Origin of the sequence: Pseudomonas sp. PS01300 (genome assembly GCF_029960155.1) — a bacterium.
GTDB lineage: Bacteria > Pseudomonadota > Gammaproteobacteria > Pseudomonadales > Pseudomonadaceae > Aquipseudomonas > Aquipseudomonas palmensis.
Genome location: NZ_JASCPN010000007.1, coordinates 56,569 through 75,588, shown reverse-complemented (window position 1 = coordinate 75,588; position 19,020 = coordinate 56,569). Strand labels below are relative to the sequence as shown.

The following is a 19,020-nucleotide window of genomic DNA, read 5'->3' as shown; positions in this document are numbered from 1 at the left end:
GCGATCATGGCATCAGCTCCTTGGGCACTTGGACTGTCCATCCGGTGATTTTGGTTATGACGGCTCTGCAGATGGCGATGAGTGGAGTTGCGCCTATCAGCCAGTCGGTGGGCTCATTCGGCCTGCTGGGGTAGGCCGTCCAGCCGCCCCGCACTGGGCCATCGCCGATCTGGTGTTTCGTCTTCAGCGGCCCGCCAAGCACCCAGTTCTCGTGAGGGTTGTACCGCTCGCACCGCTCGGTTGCTTCGCCGCGGTAGTATACGAACACCCTGGTCGGTGCGCCGTAGTGCGGCTTGGCCACATGCACATCCAGCCCTTCGGCCTTGGCGACCGCCCAGGCCAGTTGCTCGCCCACCAGGTCGGCCGTCTTCAGTTCGATCAGGTCGGTCATGGCGTCACCACTCTACGACCCCACCAGCACACCGGACCGTCGTCGGTGTCGTGGATTGCCAGGCAGAACCAGCCATCACCATCGGGCCGGTAGGGTTCCCAGTAGCTGCAGTCCGGGTCGTGGCTTTCGAAGTACCTGTCAGCTATAGCCTCGTCGGCGTATTCCAGGCTGACCTTGCCGACCTCCAGGCCCTGCTCAGCAATCCAAGCCTTGCACTTGTCGCCATCACCCTCGTCGAAGTCGGGTAGGTCCGGGTGCTGGAACATTCCATATTCGTCGCGCACAACCGGCGTCGGCTGGATCAGTTTGATTTCTTCAGGCATGACTCTCTCCTGCCGCAGGCCGCAGCAAATGATTGAAGTTGTACGTTTATTTGTATGTGTACAGGTTGTGTAAAAGTTGCTTAGCCGGTCGTCTGAAATACGAAAAAGAGCTTCCTAACAGGCTGGCCAGACTCGCCATTTTGAATACGATCAAATGCTAACAACCGGAAAAAGGAGTCCGAAATGAGACATCGCGGGGAGTGTTACTGGGCGTGGGCGGATCCTCGATTGCACACCAGAACTCACGACGAAATGCTCGACGACGGTACAACCATCGACGTTCAGGTGAGGCTGTCGAGGACTGGCGCCACACAACTGTTTATCGGTGTGTATGCCGCATGTGGTGTGGCCATTCTCGAAGAGGCTTACGATTCACGCCCGCAAGAATCAATGACACGCGCCTTGGCATGGGGCGTAGGTAGAGCTCGCCGCATTGCAGTCGAGCCGGAACCAGCTCGTGCAGTTGCTAAGCAGGCCTAAATCTCAAGGGATGCGAACCCACCAACTCTGGGCGTAAGCAACGCCTTCGATGATCTCGATTCCTGTGAACGTCGCGCCCAGAGTGGACATACCAGTCATGACTGCTTCATACAAGGGCGGCAGATCAGGCTCGCCCGGGTGAACTTTGAGGATCGACGCCGAGTTCGAAGCCCGACCCAGCGGCGCGAACTCATCCAGGCGTAAATGCACGTCACCGCGGATCGGATTGAATGCGCGGATCTCTTTCTGGCTACGCGGCACGCCGCGCACGCGCATTGGAACGATGAGGAAGTGCATAGAGAGTACTGTTCAAATAAACAGTATTTTGTGCCCGCTTCGCGCGGTCGTCGATGGCGCTTCGTCGGGTGGAGTACAAATGTTCTCCTGCTATGGCATGCGCTCCAGGGCGGCGCGGGCTTGCCATCCTTCCCATGATGACTGGACGTACGGATTTCCGTACTCCCCGAGCATGCCAAGCACGGTTTTCCGGTTGAAGTTAAAGCGTTTCGCCACATGAGCAGACTCAAACTCCGCCCGCTCATCCCGCTCAACCTGCGCGCTCGGCTCTGCCGGTAGCTTGCGATCTTCCGGTACGGGCGGATAGCCAGGGAACGGGATCGGCTCTGCGCTGGCGGATAGGGCGATACGGATGGCGGCAGCAGTTACAGGATTCAGCCCTTGCTCGCGGACGATACGCAGCAGCGCATCCCGCTCGGCCAGCTGGGCGCGCAGGGCGTCAATCGTCCGCATGTCTGCACACTGCTGCTTCAGTGACTCGGCGAGATCGGTAGCAAGGGACTTTTCGCTTGCGCGCAGCCGCTCAACCTCGCCAGCGTTTGCGTAGAGCGGCACCAGTTGGTGGGCGCCATGGTCTTTAAGCGAGCGCAGCCAGTTTTCATCTGTGATGGTCAGCGCTGCGTTGCGGTCGGCGCCAATCTCGACACGCGCCACCGGCTCGCCCTGGTGGTGGGCGTGGCCGTAAACGGCAGTCAGCTCAATGCCCTCGGCGCGCAGGTCGTGTGCGCGATCAGGATCGCTGGTGAACTCTTGACCGCCATCGTAGACCCAGCCCATGGGCTGCCCGGATGGCTTCGGCGCATTCTTCAACAGTGCACTCCAGAGGGACCTTGCAAGGTCCGGGTGCATGCACACGCCATTGAGCATTTCACGAGTCGGCACGCGCGGCACGCTGACCATCTGTTCGGTGTTGCTCACGATTTGTTCTCCTTTGCCCGCCGCTCTTCGGCCATGGCCTTGCGCGTTGCGCTGCATTTCTGGTGGTTGCCGTGTGCCCGCGACTTGTTGCAGATGTCGAAGATCACGTTCAGGTCGAGAGGCCCCATCGGGCGCCCGCGGATCTTGGTCTTGCGGCGAAAGGCGGTCATTCGGCGTGTGCCTCCAGCCATTCGATGATGTCCTGATAGCCGGCGACGTGGCTGTCAGGCCTGCCCACCGCTGCCAGTTTGAGCCGCGTGATCACCTGGGCCAGGCCATTGGGCCAGGCCAGCGTCGCGCGCATCGACAGCACCAGGTCGCGGGCTTCCTCGCGCGCCTGCAGGCGCATGAAGTGGTTGATAGGGCCGGTGATCGCCGGCAGCGTGATGGGCTTGTTTGGCCGGGCCGCCTCCGTGGAGAAGACAGGCGCAGGGGTAGGCTGGCGGGCCCGGTCAAGGGCCGCCTGGGCGGTGGGGTTCATGAGTGCTCCAGGCCGGTGGCTACACCGGCGGTCGTGGTTTCAGGCTGCTGCGGCTTGAGCTTCAACGGTTCGCCATGGATCGTTGGCCCGGGCCAAGGCCGCCATCGGCGGTGGGCTGACGCTGTTCCCGCACATGTGCACCTGTTCGGTCTTGGTGAACGGCTTTCCGTCGGCGCCCTTGTCGATGATGTAGCTATCTGGGAAGCCCTGGGCTCGGTAGAGCTCGTGTGGCTGCAGCATGCGAAGGCAGATGTCGACGATCACGTAGGGCGTGCCTTTCACGAACACCGTGACCAGGGCCAGGCGGTCCCTGGTGGTGATCGTCGGCGCCGGCTCGGCAGCATCACTGGCGTGGCTGGCGCCGTAGTAGCTGATCAGGAAGGCCGCGACGCGCAGGGCGCCTTCCTCATGCTCCGGCGACAGCTTGTACTCGACCAGGGCGTGGTGCTCGGCACCGGCGGTCATTGTCGGCACCAGGTCATCTACTGCACGCCCGATGCAGTTGCGGCGCAGCGTGGCCAGGCTGGCGGTGGCCAGGCGCTGCTGGCTGCCTGTGTTGGTGACCGTGGTCAGCGGCTCGTCCGCGCCCTTGGCTGGGGTGGTGTTGAAGCCGCCGTTGGCTTGCTCGATGAACGCTGTGCAGATGCCCATGGCGTGCGCAGCGCCCGCCGGCCGCTTGTAGTTGCCGCCGCTGGTGATAGTCGGAACCGGTCCGGTGATCGGAGAGCCCTCGCTGTTGAACCTGAACTTAACCAGGTGGGCCGATGCCAGTGCCGTGTCGGCCTTGGCGGTTATGGTGTACATCGGGTCATCGCCTCGGCGCGGCTCGGTCTGCCCTGCTCGGCCGCCAACCCCGACTAGGGTGGGGCTGGCCATGGCGAACGATCCGCCGCGCGGCCAAGAGGTGATGGTGCGCAGAGGCTCGTGCGCTGACTGGGCGAGTTCGCCAGACCAGTTCGCGATCGGCACGATGAAGGGTTGCGGGTTGTCCAGCACGAACTTCTTCATGCCCTTGGCTACCCGGCGCAGCGTGGCGTCGGCCAGCGCCTTCTTGCGCCCGAAGATGCTCTTGCTGGGCAACGTCCAGTCGATGCAGTCGGCGGCCGTGCGCCACTTCTGCTGGCCCTTGGAGGGCTTCTTCGCGTGTGTTGGCTCCGGCCACACGATGGGTTGGCCGTCGCAGCGGGCGATCATGAACAGCCGTTCCCGGCTGGTCGGCGCGCCGAAGCCGCAGGCCTTGATAATGCGCCATTCCACCTGGTAGCCCATGCCTTCCAGCAACTGGACGAAGCGGCGCCAGGTGATGCCACGGCGCTTGGGGTTCGGTACCAGGAACTGATTGGATGCCGGTACCTGTTCGCCTGGCTCGGCCACGCGGTTTACGGTCTTCTTCGGATTGGACGGATGCGGTACCAGGTCAAGGGTAACCACGCGTCCGGTCGCCTTGTCGCGCTTTGCGATCAGCGGGCCCCATTGCAGGATCTGCTTCACGTTCTCCAGGCTGATCACCCGTGGCTTCTTCTTGCCGGCCCACTTGAGGCCGATCCAAGACAAGTTGCGGATCTCGCGTTTGCGCGGCTGGCCGCCGGCCGCCTGGCTGTGGTGAGTACAATCCGGGCTCATGTGGAACCAGCCCACCGGCCGGCCCTGGCATTCCTCGTCCGGGTCACCTTCGAAGACGTCGGTGGTGTAGTGCCTGGCGTGGGGATGGTTGGCGGTGTGCATGCTGATTGCTGCGGGGTTGTGGTTCTTGGCCACGGTCACCGCGCGGCCCAGTCCCATCTCCAGGCCAGTACCGGCACCGCCGCCACCGCAGAAGAAATCAACCACGATCTCATCGTCTTGTGGGCTGAAACCCAGGTTGTACTGGGTCTTGAAGTCGAATGGGGGCATTTTCTGAAGTGCAGACATGGGCGTTCCTCGCCGGGTTGGCGTGATTCGTTGAGGCGGGGTAGGCGCTGGCGGGCAGCGCCGAAAGAGGTCAGGCCGCCGACTGGTAGGCCTGGAGCGCGAAGTACACGCGGGCGCAGGCCTCGGTGTCTGGCCGGGCGCGGTGGCCGCCGACCAGGTCTTCGCCGGTGAAGAACTTCAGGGCCTCGGCCACGGTGGGCTGCTTGAACTGCTTGCCCCGTCCGGCGGCGATCATCTTGGCAGTGGGCGGGCACTGCACGATGTTGGTGGTGGTCTGGCAGGTGCAGAACTTGTCGCCGGCGCGGTATTCGTCGGCCACCTCGGTACCGAAGAAGCGCATCAGGCCGATGCGCAGGATGCGATCGTCGAACGACACGTTGTGGGCTGCACGCAGGCCGGCCTGGCGCCAGATGCGCATGAAGCCTTCCAACGCTTCCTGCTCCGGGATGCCGTGCTCAAGCGCGAGCTCGTTGGTGATGCCGTGGATGACCGAAACTTCGTTGGGAATGTCCCAGCCGTCTGGGCGCACCATTGCTTCGAAGCTGTCGACCAGATCGCCCTGGGGGGTGTAGAGCAGGGCGCAGATGTCGACGATGTGCGGCTGGCGCGGATCGTCGCTGGGGTCACGGAACAGCGGCAGGCCGGTGGTTTCGGTGTCGAAGATGCAGATCAGATCGGACATGGTGATTTCCTTCAGGCAAAAAGAAGGCGCCCGGAGGCGCCTGTGGGTGTTGCTGCGATGGGCTGAGGATCAGGCGACCACGTCTTCCAGGGTGGCCACGACCTTGTAGCTGTGGTCCAGGGCCGATTCGCCCTCGGCTTCCACCTCGATGACGTTGTCGTCGAGCAGGCGCACCAGCAGGGTAGTTACTTGTTCGCTGCTGATCGCCAGGCGGCTTTGTACCCAGTGCGGCTTGAATGGCTTGGCCTGGGCCTTAAGCACGATCAGCTGCTTGGCGTCGTCGTAGTTGAAGTCGCCGAATTCCTTGCCCAGAACGGTGCTGCCGGTGCTGTCCTGCTCAAGGATCTTGTCGACCGGGTGTTGCTCAGACTGCGCGATCACCTCGCGGGCGCCGGTTGTGTTGATGGCGGTGACCACACCGTCGGCTTCCATCTGCTCGAGCATGCGTGCTGCGCGGTTGTAGCCGATCTTCAGGTGCCGCTGGACCACCGAGATTGAAGGTCGACGGGTCTCCCGCACGAAGACCAGCGCTTCCTGGTAGAGCGGGTCAGGCCCGTCCGGCAGTTCCTCTTCCTCCTGCTGGCGCTCAAAGCCCATGCCGGCCACGATCTCGGAAGCGCTCAGCGGCAGTTCATGCTGGTCGCGCTCGGCGCGGATACCGTCCTTGCCTTCGTTATAGTCGGCCGGGGCCAGCACCATCAGGCACAGCTTTCCGGCAACATCGATCAGGCCATGCCGGTTGGGGTCCTGGGCATCGATGGACGCGGTCACCGTGATGGCCTTCGCCTTGAACTTGGCGTCGACCACAGTCATCGGGATGGTGTCGACACTGCGGGTGCTGATGATGCCGACGGCGGTCATCACCGCCTCTTCAGCAATTTTGGTGATGCGGTCGATCACCTCCTGCTGATCGTCTTCGCCCAGGCGGCTGAACGGCACTTTCACGTTGCGCAGTTCGAACAGCGCCGCCTCCACCAGGTCGTGCACCATCAGCTCGTGGGCAAAGACCATGGGTTGGATGCCGTGGCGGCGAGCGCGGTCGATGGCTTCTTTGTGTTCAACTTTCATGGGTGATCCTCAGTATTTGCCGATTTGTTCCAGCTTTTTCTGCTGGTGTGGACTCAGAAGGGTGCGCGGGCCATGGCGCTTGAAGTTGGCTCGCAGGCTCTCGACGAACTCGTCTTCCCAAGCGCCCGACGCGTGAAGTTCCGCGGCGGCAAGCAGGGCGCTGAATTCCTCGACTCGGTCGTACAGCTCTTCCACGGTCTGGGCGGCCATGGCTGGTTCTCCTGTCAGGCAGCGGCGCGGCTGGCCTGCACAGCTTGGATGTGGTTGATCAGCGCGGCGCAGATGCGCGGGAAGTCGCTGGCGCGGTACAGCTTTGCCGAACGCTCCGTTGCAACGGCGTCGAAGCCAAGCGAGCTCAGGAAGTCTGCCGGCAGCGTGAAGCCAAGGCGGGCGCTGATATCGCCCAGCTTGATGCGCTGGCCGTCGTCAGTGACCGCCTGGGTAACCGGCGTTGCACTGGTGATCGGCGTTGCCGCAGCCACTGGTTCAGGGTCTGGGTTGTGGATCTGTTCGACCGCTGGTTGCTTGGCTTCTTCCTGCTGGCGCTGCTGCTCGCGGGCCAGCTCAGCATCGCGGCGCTTCTGCTCTTCCTGCTCGTGCTCGTTGATCCGCACCTTGATCAGCGCGACCAGGTCGTCGTTGGCCTTCAGCACCAGTTCCTGGGCATCCGCGAACAGGAACTTATGGTTGGCGGCCAGTTCGTTCAGGCTGGCCAGGTTGGTGCGGATGCCATCTCCGATGCGGCTGGCCCCGATCTTGGCCCGGGCCAGCTCGGCCCCGGCGGCTTCATTGAGGCTGGCAACAGTCTTCTTGCCTTTGATGGAGCCGGCGAAGTCCGCCGGAACGCGCGGCATGCGGATGCGACCGCCGAGCGTTCCGTTGATCTGGTCGATATGGTCCTGAAGGGCCTTGGCCGAATCCATGACGATATCGCTACGGATGGTGTCCTTGCGGTTCTTCACCAGCTTTTCCAGCTCCAGACGCTTGCGTCGGGCTTCTTCCTTGATATCGTCGATCGCCTTGAACAGAGCGTCGATACTCTCGGTCTGGCTCAGGGCGTGCTGTTTGGCAGCTTCCAGCCGGGATTCGACATCACCGCACCACTTCACCGTTTTTTCAGCGTCTGCGAAGTCTTGGTCATCCTTGAGGTCGGTGTTGATGCTGCTGAACACCTGCAAGGCGTGGGACTTGAAAGCGTCCAGGTTGCTCGCGGTAACCATGCCGGTGACTTCGATGCGCAGGGCCGGCAACTGGTCAGGCGCAGCGCCGATCACTTCGGCCTTGGCCTCTTTCACCTCGAGCGCACCCAGGTCTTCCTCGAACTGGGCCCAGCCGGCCACCAGTTGCTCCCGGCGGCCGGCCACGGGCCGGTATTCCAGGTGCTCGAAGTTGGTCTTCGTGCCATCCGAGCACACGAATATCACGCGTTCGGCGCCACTGACCAGCAGCTGCTGCTCCAACTGCCAGTAGTAGTGGGGTTGCAATTCGCCGGCGCGGATCTGCGCGACTACTCCCTGGTTCCACAGCTTGTGCTCGAAGAGTGTGTCACCCAGCATCGTGGCCCCGTCCATCGAGGCCAGCAGGTTGCCGCTTGTTCCAACGATGGGGTAGAGCTCTTCGCCCAGCATTTCCTCGACCAGGGGGCGGGCCAGCTCTTCGGTAGCATGGCCACGGTCGAAGATGGCCTGCTGCTGCGGGGTTACCTCTTCGACGATGCCAGTCTTCTTCATGGCCAGCAGGTCGGTGCGGGTCTGGTACTTCGAGGCGCCCATCATCGCGGGCGCCTCCGAAGCTGTGAAGTAGCTTGCGCGGAGGGCGTGCCACTCAGGCGTGCCCTGCTGAACGTTATGCACTTGCATCGGTGTGATCTCCTTCAATGGGGGCAAGCGCCTGGATGCGCTCGATCTGCTCGGGGGTAACGGTGTACTTGCTGGTCAGGTTCGCCAGCAGGTGATCGGGGCTGGTGCGGCCGGCGCCGATCATCGAGCGCCAATTGTCCGCGTTCTCTTCGAGCTTGCTGTCGGGGTAGGCCGGCAGTTGCTTAGGCTCATCGTCCTTGCGCACGTGCGCCTGGTTCAGTTCCCGCTCTGTCGGGATGTCCTGCAGCTCTTCGGCCATCGGCATGCCGCGCAGCACATCGGGGAATACGTCGCGCAAAGCAAAGGCTCGGGCCCGCAACTGGCGCATCCGCTTCGGGTACTGGGACCAAGGGCCGGACTTGCCGGACAGGCCGGCCAGCTTGGCGTCTGTCATGCTGAACGTGCGCGACTGTTCTTCCTCGCCGCGCCGCTTCACGCGGCAGGTGGCCGTCTCGCCGTCGTCGCTCTCGTAGATGTATTCGCAGAGCGGCGAACTGCGGGCCAGGGCGATCACCGCGTCACCCCACAGCGCCGGTCGACCGTTGATGACGGCGATGTTCTGCATGGCCTGCATGGGCTGCAGGCCCAGTTCCATCCCCCACTGAATGGCAACCAGGATGTTGCCGGCGTTGTTGGCGAAGTCCTTCGGCACGATGGTCGACTTGGACAGGTAGTCGGCGAATTTCAGCGCCTCATCGATGTTTTGCGGCGCCAAACTGAACGTGGGTTTGATTGCTAAATCGCTCATGAGCGGGGTTCCTATCGGGTGACAAGGTCAGCCAGCCCGATCAGCAGCAGCCAACCGGTCCAGCCAAGAAGGGAGTTGAGGGCGCCGCGCCAGATCAGGTGGCGACGTTGGCGTTGTGCATGGGTCATTGCGGCGGTAACCGGCGAAAACGTTGGTCGTATAGGTAAGCGGCAAGCCGGTTATCGATGTCGTATGGGTCGTCGCGGCCCATATACCCGGCAATTTCATGGGCGAGGTCATCAACCCCAACTTGCCTGGCTTCGGCCTGCATCTGTTCAGGCGTACGCACCATGCGAGCTTGGAAGCAGCAGCAGATGCCTTCTTCCTGGTGCTCAACGGCAACCATCAAGGTGCCATCGGTATCGAAGACCGCGCAGAGCGTGCAGTTAGCCCCAATGAACTGCTCGGCCTCTGGCCAGATGGGGAGGCCAATTTTCACGATCGTCACGGTTGAGCCGAGTGGGGGAAGACTCATTTCGCTCATGGAAACCTCACGACGAACATGCGGCGGCGAATGCTGATCTTGGTGCCCGCCGGCAGATCGCCGACCAGAAAAAAGCCCTGACGGTGCAGGGCTTCGATCATTGCTTGGGCGGTGGGGGCGATGAAGCCCAGGCACTTACTGGTCATAGCGGGTCTCCAGCTGAATGTCGCGCTCATCAGAGCGCCAGTCGCCGGCCTGGAACGGGTGATCGTCCGGCTCGGCATCGTCTTCGAAGGGGGCCGGCTCGTCGTCGGGCGGGTCGAGCCACAAGTCGTAGGCGCTCACTGCTGCGCCACTCGTTCGATGCGCTCGTTCCGCAGCGTGCGGGCCAGAGCGCTGTAGCGCGCCATGTCGATGCGCATGAGCATCAGGTTGTGTTCTTCGCTGCCGATATCGCCACGGGCCAAGGCGTAGGCAACCATGCCGGCGGCGTAGCTGAGTTCACTTTCGGTGGCCACCAGGTCAACCGGCGGCGCCTCCAGCACCTTGCGAACACGTTCATTGAACAGGGGTAGGGCGGTTGGGTTGAACATGGTGGTGTCCTCGGTTGATTCCCCGATGCACCCGGTCGCCCAGGTGCAGAAGTGGAATGTTCCTTGGAGCTGGCCTCCGTTTCACGCCACGGTGGGCTGGGCCGAACTGCCGAGGATTTCTCGGTAGTTCATCTCGGGGGCTCTGAGAGCCCGACAGCCGACCACGCTCTGCATGCTGTCGGCTCTCGTTTATGCGGTGCTCGACGCTGCGCACCTGGGGTGAGGCTTCCCCTGTACCGAATAGGCTTCGGCTCGCTGCCATCCCTTGCGTGAATTTGCGTAGTGCGCAAGGTATGGATTGCATTATGCGCAAAGTTTTGTTTGCGTCAAGCGCAAAAAATAATGTGAGAGCAAAAAAAATCCCGCCGAGTGGCGGGACTGAGGGCTACAAATTTCGTGATATCAGGTTTTGCAGGCTGGATAAGCTGTTAGCAAAGCTGCCACGACGAGATCGGAAGCCTGCTCCGACCATCTTTCTGGATTGGCTCGGATGAACTTCGAAACGATCGCTGCGCCCTGTAGGTGAGTCGCTTTAGTCGTGGGGCATATCAGAATTCCACGAACCGTCTCTGCGACTCCAGCCACGTAACCAACCAGCATGCTGCTCTTCCAGTCCAAGGTACGGTTCTGCTGGCTCAACTCAAACGACCTGGCCCAGTCCTGAAGCTCGTTCCCGGTATAGGCAAAACTTGAAATGGGGGCAGTGAGCGCCACCGCAAGGGAAAGTCCTTTCAACAAACGCATGGGCCGATCTCCTTATAGACCTGTCATTTTTGCGTCAATCACACGGCCGATGAACCTGCAGTTGCCGTTGATCTCGATCGTGCGGTAGTTCGGGTTCAGGGGGCGCAAGTACTTCAGGCCCGCATCTTCCACGTACTGCTTGAAGGTCTTCTCGCCGCTGTCCAGCATTTCAACGACGTAGTACTTGCCGCTGATCACATCCGCTTCTGGACGCACCAGGATCAGTGATCCCGCCGGAAAGCTTGGATTGCCAGCACAGGTCATCGAGTCGCCGCGCACGTTGAGCCAAAACCCGTGGTTGCCTGCGTTCTCTGTCGATGCAACCCAGCTTTCGGCGTCGCCAGGGTGGCAGTTATCGGGCGACTCGGTCCAGTCCCCCGCGATAACCCAGCTGATCAATGGGTACTCCTTGTCCTTGCGTGTTGGCTGAAGAGCTACAGCCACGTTGCTTCCTTCGTCGAGCTGCCCGGCCTGGGTCAGGCTGATATTCAGCTCGTTGAGCACCTTCGCCAGCAACTCTCTGCTCGCGCCTTGTTTTCCCCGCTCCAGGCGCGACATGTTGCCGGCGTCTGTACCGATCCGGTGTGCGAGCTCTTCCAGCGTCCAGCCCTTGGCCTTTCGCGCCTTTCTGATGATTTGTCCGATATCCATGTGCTGATTCTTCTTTTCTGATGCGTGGCACGCAAAGCGCTCTGCGCAAATTTCCGCTTGCGCTTTATTTGCGCATTGCGCAAACTTGCTGCGGAACCATACCCATATAAGGCGATTGCCATGTCCCCGCTGAAACGAGCACGACTGTCCCGCAATTGGACGCTGGCCGATGTAACGGCCCGTCTGGCTGCCCTGGGCGACCGCGTCGACTCGGGAAACCTCTCCCGCGTTGAGGGTGGTGCCCAGCGCGCTTCGACTGGCCTGGCTGAAAAGCTGGTCCAGGTCTTCGAAGGCGACCTGACCGAGATTCACATCCTGTACCCGGAGCGTTTCACCAGCACCGGGACTGACGAAGCGGCGGCCTGACCATGTCGACAACCGCATTAAGCCAGGACCAACTTGTAAGGTCCCGCAAGAACATGGCCGTTCTCATGCAGCGGCTTGCGTCGGTTGGTAATGGCCCGGTTGCGCTTGCAGTCGGTTGCGATGAAGCAACGATCAGCCGCATGAAGCCGGAGAAGTTCCAGCAGTTCGCCGAGATCCTTGCAGTGCTCGACCTGAAGATCGTCCCGATGGAAATGCGCTGCTTCAACCAGCGCGACATTGAAGCGATCCTGCACCAGGCCAAGCGCTGGATGGAGCATGTGCAGCACGTCGACCAGTTGGACGAGGAATAGACCGTGCCTGCCTTCCAGATCAATGACGCAGAGTGGGGCGCCCTTGCCGATGAGCCGGCGGACGTCTTCAAGCTGTACTGCGCCATTCGCCGGTTTATGGACTACAGGACCGGGGTATCTGGTGTCGTTCGGCGCCTCAGCGAACAAATGTTCCGTGAAGAGCTGTATATTGCCCCTACACGCGGGCGGCATGAGTCTGGATCCCCTACCAGGCAGAAGGTCCGCTCGCTCGTTGATCGCCTGATCAGCATCGGTGTCATCACCCCCATTGGGCCCCTTGTTTTCCAGCTGCCAAACGCGGACTGGGATGGTGCGTCCAAACGATCAGCAACCGATGAACATCCCGATCAGCAACCACATCAACAACCACAGGAAGAATCGCCAGAGGCCACGGAATCAGAGGGTTTCAGCGATCTAGAAGATGGATCAGCAACCGCATCAGAATCAGCGGGAACGCCGATCAGCAACCTACCTCCGATATCCGTTAATCCTATGGTAGTACTACCGCGCGAGGGGCATTTTCCGATGCCGCTCGATGGCTGGGAACCCGTCCAGAAATCCTTCAAGGCAATCGCCTTCAAAAATTCCGTACCGGTCGATGCGCTCACTCCCGAGCGCCTGGCCGCGTTCTGCTCCTACTGGCACGTCAGGCCACAGAAAGAGCAATCCCAAGCCCAGTGGGAATACCAACTGGTCGACCACTTGAAACACCAACTTCGCCAGGCCCAGGCCGGGGGGTATACCCATGGATCTTCCAAAGCAAACACCAATCCGCACCGCACCGGGAGCCAAGAGCCTGCTGGGCAAGGCGGTGGATACCAGCGCCAAGATCGTTCAGCTGTCGGGCGAGTCAAGGCGGGTATCGCCGAACGACAACGGCGAGAGCAAGCCGAAGCTGCCACTGCCAATGCTGGAGAAGCTATGGCTCAAGATGGCGGAGATGTACGGCCACCGCTGGACGTCGAGTTTTGGAGAATTGGCTGACCCCAATCACTCCTGGGCCACTGTGCTGGCAGGCCTGGACAGATTCCAGTTGGCCGCGGGCATGAGCGCGCTGGTCGAGCGCGGGCAGGAATTCGACTGGCCACCACCGGCAAACGTCTTCCGTTCGCTGTGCCTGCAGATGCCCGGGTTCCCGCCCGAGGCCCAGGCCTGGATCGAGGCTCTGGCCGGCAAGTACAGCCATGAGGCCGTACGCGTTGCCGCCGAACAGACAGGCTTGTTCGAACTGCGCACCGCCACGCCGAGCAACAAGCTGGTCCGCCAGCACTTCGAACGCAACTACGCCATCGTTCTGCGCCGCGCCCAGAACGCCCAGCCGCTCGACGGCAAGATCCCGGCCGGTATCGGTCACGACTCGCAGAAGTCCGAGCTTGAACTGGCGATGGAGCACGCCGACTGGCGCCAGAACCAGATCATCGCCGCACAGAACATACCAACCGACCCGAAGGCCGCGCGCGCTCTGCTGCTGGCCAAGATGGGCATCCGGAGAGACAACCATGCATGACGCAAAGAATTTCTATGGACGTATTGACGAACTGTTAGCCGAGCAGGCCGAAGAGGTCGCAATAGCAAACGTCCACTTGGACCGCGCTGGGGAGATACAGGCGCAAATTCGCCGCTTGCTCGATACCCGTGATGCCTTGGGTAAGGCGGCAGCCAATGAATGACCTCAAGCCAGTTTCGTTCCTGGTCCCGGGCGAGCCAGTAGGGAAGGGCAGACCACGGGTCAGCACCATCGCCGGGCATGCCCGCATGTACACGCCGGCCAAGACCGCCGGCTACGAAGGCCTCATCGCCATGGCCGGCACCACCGCAATGGCCGGCCGCACGCTGCTGGAAGGCGCTGTGCTGGTTGAGCTGCGCATCGTGATGGCCGTGCCTGCATCGAAGTCGAAGCGCTGGAAGGCCCAGGCCCTGGCCGGCGAGGTATTTCCAACCAAGAAGCCCGACATGGACAACGTGATCAAGGCCATCTACGACGGCCTCAACGGCGTTGTGTGGAAGGACGACGTGCAGGTCGTGGATGCGTTCGTACGCAAGCGCTACGGCGAAGTGCCGGGCGTTCACGTCCGGATTGTGCCGCTGGAGAGTGCAGCTTGACCCGCAACACAACGATCTACGCAGAACTACGCAAGGGGGCGGTATGAAGCTTTTCAGTGCAAGGCTCGCATGGCACGACGCGTTCTACACGCCCTGGGACAGCGTCATGCACCACGGCCTGGAGGGGGCGAAGCTGGCCATGCGGGGCTTTGTGGCCAACGAAACACGGCCCGAGCGGTGGGAGAACCTGGGCAAGACCGCTCACATGGCACTGGCCGGCCGTGTGCAGCACGCGATTTCCAGTCTGCCGCCGATGTACCAGGTGTTCGGGCATCACCTGTACGCCCCGGTGGTGGACACGCCGACTTCGAACAACTGGGAAGAGGCGGCCGTTGCCCTGCTGGCGGGTGCTGTGGAACTGGAGCTGGAGCGACGCGGGCAGAAGCGCCTGTGCGACTTCGGCAGCCGGGAGTGGTACGTGGCCCGTGGCGTGCTCACCCGGTATCGGCACATGGTGCAGGGCGGCATGGGCGCCAACCCTGACCCGATGAGCGACCCGTGGGTGTTCCGCGCTTGGCTGGCCGATAAGCACGGCGTCGAGCTAGACAGCCGCAACTGGGCCCGGCAGTGGGGTTGGCTGGTGCAGCTCATGTTCGATCAGGCTGGTATCATCGACGGCATGTGCTTGCGCCCAGTCGGGCGCGTGCTGAGCGAGGAGAGGGAAGCCGCGTGACATTGGATGAACTGCTGAGACTAGCCGCGAAGTCGGCCAACATCGATCTGGTGTACCAGAACGGCCAAGCCGGCCGGTACAAGGAGTTCGGCGACTCCAGAGCCTGGGTGCCTTGGGCGCCGCACCAGGACGGCAGCGACGCCATGTGGCTGGTTGCGGTGCACGGCATGCAGATCAACAGCGGCAAGATCACCTGCCGCGTGGGCACCACAGCACGAGTGCTACAGGCCAGTTACCCGTATAACCCGCTGGGCGATACCGACCCAGAACAGGTTGCCCAGGCCATCTGCATGGCCATCACCGAACTGGCCGCAGACATCGGTCACCACATGTCTTGACAGCGATGTGCGGGTTTCGGCATGATTTCCCCACGTTGCGAAGTTGCGCACCGAACCCATAAACCCGCCTAGAGCGGGTTTTTTGTTGCCCACGAATTCACACCAGACCCCGCCATCGAGCGGGGTTTGTCGTTTCTGGAGGCCCTATGAAAGCCCCAGCCAGCAGGAGTAGCAGCATGTCGAAACCGGAAGGCATCGTTGAAGCAGTCGGCGCCTCGGTGGCGAACAAAGGCATGCTCGTGGGGGCGTCAGCGGGCCTGGCCGGCTGGCTGTCCCAGGTGAACTGGATCGGGATCATCGGTGTGGCGCTGGCCGCCCTGGGCTTCCTGGTCAACACGTGGTTCCAGATCCGTAAGGACCGTCGCGAGTCAGCCGAGAGCGCCGCCCGGCTCCAAGCCCTGCGTGAGCAGTGCGAGCGATGAGTGCCCGTCAGCGCATTGCTGTTGGCCTGCTGGCTGTCAGTGCTGCCGGTTTCGGCACCTGGAAGGCCAGCGAGGGGTTCACCGACGTGGCGGTCATCCCCACCAAGGGTGACGTGCCCACCATCGGTCACGGCAGCACCCGCTACGAGGACGGCACCAGGGTCCGCATGGGTGACACGATCACCCGCCAGCGCGCCGAGGTGCTGGCCCGGAACCTGCTGACCCAGGACGAGAAGGCATTCGCCGCCAGCCTGCCGGGCGTCAAGCTGCACCAGGACGAGTTCGACCTGTACATGGACTTCGTCGGCCAGTACGGCATGGGCACCTGGCGCGCAGGCTCGCCCCGCCGTGACCTGCTGGCCGGCAACTACGCCCAGGCCTGCCACGACCTGCTCAAGTACCGGTTCGCCGCCGGCTACGACTGCAGCACCAAGGTCAACGGCCAGCCCAACAAACGCTGCTGGGGCGTCTGGCAGCGCCAGCTCGACCGACACGCCAAGTGCATGGCGGCTCAGCAATGACCCGCTACCTGATAGCCGCCCTGGTCGCCTGCGGCCTGCTCATGTACGGCGGCTGGCAGAAGATCCAGCACCAGGCTGGCCAGCTCGATCGGCAGGCCCAGGACATCGACACCCTGCAGCGCGCGGCCGAGTCCCGCCGCAACACCATCAAGCTGCTGGCCGACCTCGACACCCAGCACACCCAGGAGCGCGAACGTGCGAACCAGACCAATGCCAGCCTTCGTGCTGATGTCGCTGCTGGCCAGCGCCGGCTGTCAGTCCTCGCCACCAGTTGCACCGCCACTGGATCTGCCACCGCCGCCGGCGTGGGCCATGCAGAAGCGCGAGCCGAACTTGACCCAGCGGCTGCTGAACGAATTGTCCGAATCGCCAACGACGGCGACGACGCCATCCGCCAACTGAACGCCTTGCAGGACTATGTCCGCACGGCTTGCATAGGAACTGCCCAATGACCAATTACGAAGTGAAAACAGCGGATGGCGTGTTGCACAGCATTGAGGCCGTGACGCATGTGCACGACTCGTTTGGTTTGACCCTGTACCTGTCAGCAGGTCGCGCGGCGGCCATCTTCCCGAAGTTCGAGTGGATGCGGCAGACGGCTGTCGCCGCTGAGCAGGCACCTACTGCCGGCACTGCCAGCACCAACAGCGGCGAGGTTGTACCCCCGGCCGCAACCGGCGAGTAATCCACTGATGGCCCTGACCGCAAAGCAGCAGCGTTTCGTCGTCGAGTACCTGGTCGACCTGAACGCAACGCAAGCGGCCATCAGGGCCGGGTATGCCCCAGCAAGGGCCCGTGAGCAGGCCTACCAGCTGATGAAGCGGCCAGCAGTCAAGGCAGCCATAGAGCAGGCCATGGGCGACCGCAGCAAGCGCCTGAAGGTAGATGCCGACTACGTGCTGCAGCGGCTCGTCGAGATCGACCAGCTCGACGTGATCGACATTCTGGAGGACGACCTGTCCCTCAAGCCGCTCAAGCAGTGGCCCAAGGCCTGGCGCCAGTACCTGGTCGGCTTCGACCTGGCGGAAATGTTCGAGGGCCAGGGCAAGGAGCGGGACATGGTCGGCATCCTCAAGAAGATCAAGTGGCCCGACAAGGTCCGCAACCTGGAACTGCTGGGCAAGCACGTCAACGTGAACGCCTTCAAGGAGCAGGTTGAGGTGAACGTGACCGGGCTCGCCGACCGAATGGCCAAGGCCAAGGCGCGTGCCCGTGACCGCTCCAGCCGAGATTGACTACGAGCAGGAGCTGGCGGACGACATCGCCAGTTTCACTGACGACCCGCTGGGCTATGTCCTGTATGCGTTTCCGTGGGGAGAGGAAGGCACAGAGCTGGCCAACAAGACCGGCCCCCGAAAGTGGCAGCGCGAGGTGCTGGATTCGATCGGTGAGCAGTTGCGTGCCGGCGCCAGAGATCGCGGCGAGGTAATTCGCGAAGCTGTGGCCAGCGGCCACGGTATCGGCAAGTCTGCGCTGGTGTCCTGGATCATCAAGTGGGCGCTCGACACCGAGGTCGACACCCGTGGGGTGGTCACGGCCAACACCGAAAGCCAGCTGCGCACCAAGACCTGGCCAGAGGTGGCCAAGTGGAACCGCCTTTCGATCACCGCCCACTGGTTCAAGCTGACCGGCACCGCGCTGATCAGCACCGACCCGGGCCACGAAAAGAACTGGCGCATCGACGCGGTGCCTTGGTCCGACACCAATACCGAGGCCTTCGCCGGCCTACACAACGAAGGAAAGCGCATCCTGCTGATCTTCGACGAGGCATCGGCCATCGCCGACCTGGTGTGGGAAGTGGCAGAAGGCGCGCTGACCGACGCCGACACAGAAATCATCTGGGCTGCCTTCGGCAACCCGACCCGTAACAGCGGCCGATTCCGCGAGTGCTTCACCAAGTTCAAGCACCGCTGGCGGCACCGCCAGGTCGACAGCCGCACTGTCGACGGCACCAACAAGACGCAGATCGCCAAGTGGATCGCCGACTACGGCGAAGACAGCGATTTCGTCCGTATCCGCGTTCGTGGCATGTTCCCGAGGGCTTCCGACTTGCAGCTGATCCCAACCGACTGGGTGGCCGAGGCCATGCGGCGCGAAGGCGTGTTCGGCATGGACGACGCCCTGGTCTGCGGCATCGACATTGCCCGCGGCGGCATGGACAACAACGTCATCCGGTTCCGGCGCGGCATGGATGCCAAGAGCATCAAGCCGATCAAGATCCCCGGCAGCGAGACGCGCGACACCACACCGTTCATTGCCAAGGTCTGCACCCTGGTGGTCGAGCACCGGCCTGATGCGGTGTTCGTCGACTCCACCGGGGTGGGCGGCCCGGTCGCCGACCAGCTTCGGCGCCTGCTGCCCGGCGTGATGATCATCGACGTGAACTTCGCCAGCCAGGCGCCCGACCGGCACTACGCGAACATGCGGACCTACATCTGGTGGCGCATGCGTGAGGCTATCAAGGCAGGCCTGGCCATCGAGAGCGACACCGAACTCGAAACCGAACTCACCAGCCCCGAGTACGACCACAACGCGTCGGACCAGATCGCGCTGGAGAAGAAGAAAGACATCAAGAAGCGCCTGGGCATCAGTCCAGACGACGGAGACGCGCTGGCCCTGACCTTCACCATGCCGGTGATGAAGAGCCAGTACCAGGCCGGTCGGGGTGGCAGCAGCCACGTGTCCGACTACGACCCATTCAACAACTGAGGATTTC

At 62.5% G+C, this 19,020-nt stretch carries 32 protein-coding genes and 1 pseudogene; 15 read left to right on the top strand and 18 right to left on the bottom strand.

Annotation, left to right across the window (positions count from 1 at the left end; genetic code table 11):
* Nucleotides 1–4: 4 nt before the first annotated feature.
* Nucleotides 5–391 (bottom strand): phage protein NinX family protein, encoded by a 387-nt coding sequence (locus QMX96_RS06415; RefSeq protein ID WP_282361449.1) that lies wholly within the window; start codon nucleotides 389–391, stop codon nucleotides 5–7.
* The gene (locus QMX96_RS06410; RefSeq protein ID WP_282361448.1) at nucleotides 388–714 is read right to left on the bottom strand and encodes a hypothetical protein; all 327 of its coding nucleotides are present in this window, start codon (nucleotides 712–714) and stop codon (nucleotides 388–390) included. The genes QMX96_RS06415 and QMX96_RS06410 overlap by 4 nt, the downstream gene beginning before the upstream one ends.
* Before the next feature lie 183 nt (nucleotides 715–897).
* Here QMX96_RS06410 and QMX96_RS06405 point away from each other — a divergent pair, with 183 nt between their 5' ends.
* Entirely contained in the window at nucleotides 898–1,194 is a 297-nt protein-coding gene (locus QMX96_RS06405; RefSeq protein ID WP_282361447.1) for a hypothetical protein, read from the top strand.
* 3 nt (nucleotides 1,195–1,197) lie between these two features.
* Here QMX96_RS06405 and QMX96_RS06400 read toward each other — a convergent pair whose 3' ends face one another.
* The 16 genes and pseudogenes from QMX96_RS06400 to QMX96_RS06325 all read right to left on the bottom strand — a co-directional run bounded on the left by QMX96_RS06400 (nucleotide 1,198) and on the right by QMX96_RS06325 (nucleotide 11,570).
* The gene (locus QMX96_RS06400) at nucleotides 1,198–1,491 is read right to left on the bottom strand and encodes a hypothetical protein (protein WP_078479657.1); all 294 of its coding nucleotides are present in this window, start codon (nucleotides 1,489–1,491) and stop codon (nucleotides 1,198–1,200) included.
* A gap of 90 nt (nucleotides 1,492–1,581) precedes the next feature.
* Nucleotides 1,582–2,409 (bottom strand): hypothetical protein, encoded by an 828-nt coding sequence (locus QMX96_RS06395; protein ID WP_282361446.1) that lies wholly within the window; start codon nucleotides 2,407–2,409, stop codon nucleotides 1,582–1,584.
* On the bottom strand, nucleotides 2,406–2,579 hold the full coding sequence (locus QMX96_RS06390) for a hypothetical protein (protein ID WP_282361444.1): 174 nt from the start codon (nucleotides 2,577–2,579) through the stop codon (nucleotides 2,406–2,408). Before QMX96_RS06390 ends, QMX96_RS06395 begins: the two co-directional genes overlap by 4 nt.
* Nucleotides 2,576–2,890 (bottom strand): hypothetical protein, encoded by a 315-nt coding sequence (locus tag QMX96_RS06385; RefSeq protein WP_282361443.1) that lies wholly within the window; start codon nucleotides 2,888–2,890, stop codon nucleotides 2,576–2,578. The genes QMX96_RS06390 and QMX96_RS06385 overlap by 4 nt, the downstream gene beginning before the upstream one ends.
* Nucleotides 2,891–2,929: 39 nt before the next feature.
* Nucleotides 2,930–4,801 (bottom strand): DNA cytosine methyltransferase, encoded by a 1,872-nt coding sequence (locus tag QMX96_RS06380; RefSeq protein ID WP_282361442.1) that lies wholly within the window; start codon nucleotides 4,799–4,801, stop codon nucleotides 2,930–2,932.
* A gap of 70 nt (nucleotides 4,802–4,871) precedes the next feature.
* Nucleotides 4,872–5,483 (bottom strand): 3'-5' exonuclease, encoded by a 612-nt coding sequence (locus QMX96_RS06375; RefSeq protein WP_282361441.1) that lies wholly within the window; start codon nucleotides 5,481–5,483, stop codon nucleotides 4,872–4,874.
* A 372-nt stretch (nucleotides 5,484–5,855) separates the two neighbouring features.
* A pseudogene (locus tag QMX96_RS26955) lies at nucleotides 5,856–6,032 on the bottom strand (DNA translocase FtsK); the annotation flags it as partial.
* Between the two features lie 528 nt (nucleotides 6,033–6,560).
* Nucleotides 6,561–6,761 carry a hypothetical protein gene (locus tag QMX96_RS06365; protein WP_282361439.1) on the bottom strand — a complete coding sequence of 67 codons (201 nt, stop codon included), beginning with the start codon at nucleotides 6,759–6,761 and terminating at the stop codon, nucleotides 6,561–6,563.
* Between the two features lie 14 nt (nucleotides 6,762–6,775).
* On the bottom strand, nucleotides 6,776–8,410 hold the full coding sequence (locus tag QMX96_RS06360; protein WP_282361438.1) for a YqaJ viral recombinase family protein: 1,635 nt from the start codon (nucleotides 8,408–8,410) through the stop codon (nucleotides 6,776–6,778).
* Nucleotides 8,397–9,158 carry a hypothetical protein gene (locus tag QMX96_RS06355; RefSeq protein WP_282361437.1) on the bottom strand — a complete coding sequence of 254 codons (762 nt, stop codon included), beginning with the start codon at nucleotides 9,156–9,158 and terminating at the stop codon, nucleotides 8,397–8,399. The genes QMX96_RS06360 and QMX96_RS06355 overlap by 14 nt, the downstream gene beginning before the upstream one ends.
* Nucleotides 9,159–9,282: 124 nt before the next feature.
* Complete coding sequence (locus tag QMX96_RS06350) at nucleotides 9,283–9,642, bottom strand: hypothetical protein (RefSeq protein ID WP_282361436.1); 360 nt, start codon at nucleotides 9,640–9,642, stop codon at nucleotides 9,283–9,285.
* Complete coding sequence (locus QMX96_RS06345; protein WP_253086321.1) at nucleotides 9,639–9,788, bottom strand: hypothetical protein; 150 nt, start codon at nucleotides 9,786–9,788, stop codon at nucleotides 9,639–9,641. The genes QMX96_RS06350 and QMX96_RS06345 overlap by 4 nt, the downstream gene beginning before the upstream one ends.
* Nucleotides 9,778–9,927 carry a hypothetical protein gene (locus QMX96_RS06340; RefSeq protein WP_282361435.1) on the bottom strand — a complete coding sequence of 50 codons (150 nt, stop codon included), beginning with the start codon at nucleotides 9,925–9,927 and terminating at the stop codon, nucleotides 9,778–9,780. Before QMX96_RS06340 ends, QMX96_RS06345 begins: the two co-directional genes overlap by 11 nt.
* A complete protein-coding gene (locus QMX96_RS06335; RefSeq protein ID WP_282361434.1) occupies nucleotides 9,924–10,175 on the bottom strand; it encodes a hypothetical protein in 252 nt (83 codons plus the stop codon). The genes QMX96_RS06340 and QMX96_RS06335 overlap by 4 nt, the downstream gene beginning before the upstream one ends.
* 402 nt (nucleotides 10,176–10,577) lie before the next feature.
* Nucleotides 10,578–10,919: a Rap1a/Tai family immunity protein gene (locus QMX96_RS06330; RefSeq protein WP_282361433.1), complete on the bottom strand. Its 342-nt coding sequence runs from the start codon at nucleotides 10,917–10,919 to the stop codon at nucleotides 10,578–10,580.
* A 12-nt stretch (nucleotides 10,920–10,931) separates the two neighbouring features.
* Nucleotides 10,932–11,570 (bottom strand): XRE family transcriptional regulator, encoded by a 639-nt coding sequence (locus QMX96_RS06325; RefSeq protein ID WP_282361432.1) that lies wholly within the window; start codon nucleotides 11,568–11,570, stop codon nucleotides 10,932–10,934.
* A gap of 120 nt (nucleotides 11,571–11,690) precedes the next feature.
* Here QMX96_RS06325 and QMX96_RS06320 point away from each other — a divergent pair, with 120 nt between their 5' ends.
* The 14 genes from QMX96_RS06320 (at nucleotide 11,691) to QMX96_RS06255 (ending at nucleotide 19,013) form a co-directional block, all read left to right on the top strand.
* Complete coding sequence (locus QMX96_RS06320; protein ID WP_282361431.1) at nucleotides 11,691–11,936, top strand: helix-turn-helix transcriptional regulator; 246 nt, start codon at nucleotides 11,691–11,693, stop codon at nucleotides 11,934–11,936.
* A gap of 2 nt (nucleotides 11,937–11,938) precedes the next feature.
* The gene (locus QMX96_RS06315; RefSeq protein WP_349016781.1) at nucleotides 11,939–12,247 is read left to right on the top strand and encodes a CII family transcriptional regulator; all 309 of its coding nucleotides are present in this window, start codon (nucleotides 11,939–11,941) and stop codon (nucleotides 12,245–12,247) included.
* A 3-nt stretch (nucleotides 12,248–12,250) separates the two neighbouring features.
* Nucleotides 12,251–13,231, top strand: a complete 981-nt coding sequence (locus tag QMX96_RS06310; RefSeq protein ID WP_282361430.1) for a DnaT-like ssDNA-binding domain-containing protein — start codon at nucleotides 12,251–12,253, stop codon at nucleotides 13,229–13,231.
* Nucleotides 13,224–13,754 (top strand): hypothetical protein, encoded by a 531-nt coding sequence (locus QMX96_RS06305; RefSeq protein ID WP_282361429.1) that lies wholly within the window; start codon nucleotides 13,224–13,226, stop codon nucleotides 13,752–13,754. Before QMX96_RS06310 ends, QMX96_RS06305 begins: the two co-directional genes overlap by 8 nt.
* Nucleotides 13,747–13,917 carry a hypothetical protein gene (locus QMX96_RS06300; RefSeq protein WP_282361428.1) on the top strand — a complete coding sequence of 57 codons (171 nt, stop codon included), beginning with the start codon at nucleotides 13,747–13,749 and terminating at the stop codon, nucleotides 13,915–13,917. Before QMX96_RS06305 ends, QMX96_RS06300 begins: the two co-directional genes overlap by 8 nt.
* Complete coding sequence (locus QMX96_RS06295) at nucleotides 13,910–14,350, top strand: RusA family crossover junction endodeoxyribonuclease (protein WP_282361427.1); 441 nt, start codon at nucleotides 13,910–13,912, stop codon at nucleotides 14,348–14,350. Before QMX96_RS06300 ends, QMX96_RS06295 begins: the two co-directional genes overlap by 8 nt.
* 43 nt (nucleotides 14,351–14,393) lie before the next feature.
* On the top strand, nucleotides 14,394–15,023 hold the full coding sequence (locus QMX96_RS06290) for a hypothetical protein (protein ID WP_282361426.1): 630 nt from the start codon (nucleotides 14,394–14,396) through the stop codon (nucleotides 15,021–15,023).
* Complete coding sequence (locus tag QMX96_RS06285; protein ID WP_282361425.1) at nucleotides 15,020–15,361, top strand: hypothetical protein; 342 nt, start codon at nucleotides 15,020–15,022, stop codon at nucleotides 15,359–15,361. Before QMX96_RS06290 ends, QMX96_RS06285 begins: the two co-directional genes overlap by 4 nt.
* A gap of 176 nt (nucleotides 15,362–15,537) precedes the next feature.
* Nucleotides 15,538–15,783 carry a holin gene (locus QMX96_RS06280; protein WP_282361424.1) on the top strand — a complete coding sequence of 82 codons (246 nt, stop codon included), beginning with the start codon at nucleotides 15,538–15,540 and terminating at the stop codon, nucleotides 15,781–15,783.
* Complete coding sequence (locus QMX96_RS06275) at nucleotides 15,780–16,304, top strand: glycoside hydrolase family protein (RefSeq protein ID WP_282361423.1); 525 nt, start codon at nucleotides 15,780–15,782, stop codon at nucleotides 16,302–16,304. Before QMX96_RS06280 ends, QMX96_RS06275 begins: the two co-directional genes overlap by 4 nt.
* A complete protein-coding gene (locus QMX96_RS06270) occupies nucleotides 16,301–16,756 on the top strand; it encodes a lysis system i-spanin subunit Rz (protein WP_282361422.1) in 456 nt (151 codons plus the stop codon). Before QMX96_RS06275 ends, QMX96_RS06270 begins: the two co-directional genes overlap by 4 nt.
* Nucleotides 16,753–16,989: a hypothetical protein gene (locus tag QMX96_RS06265; RefSeq protein ID WP_282361421.1), complete on the top strand. Its 237-nt coding sequence runs from the start codon at nucleotides 16,753–16,755 to the stop codon at nucleotides 16,987–16,989. Before QMX96_RS06270 ends, QMX96_RS06265 begins: the two co-directional genes overlap by 4 nt.
* Before the next feature lie 7 nt (nucleotides 16,990–16,996).
* Entirely contained in the window at nucleotides 16,997–17,539 is a 543-nt protein-coding gene (locus tag QMX96_RS06260; protein ID WP_253086338.1) for a terminase small subunit, read from the top strand.
* Nucleotides 17,517–19,013, top strand: coding sequence for a terminase (locus QMX96_RS06255; protein ID WP_253086339.1), 1,497 nt, complete (start codon nucleotides 17,517–17,519; stop codon nucleotides 19,011–19,013). The genes QMX96_RS06260 and QMX96_RS06255 overlap by 23 nt, the downstream gene beginning before the upstream one ends.
* Nucleotides 19,014–19,020 lie beyond the last annotated feature (7 nt).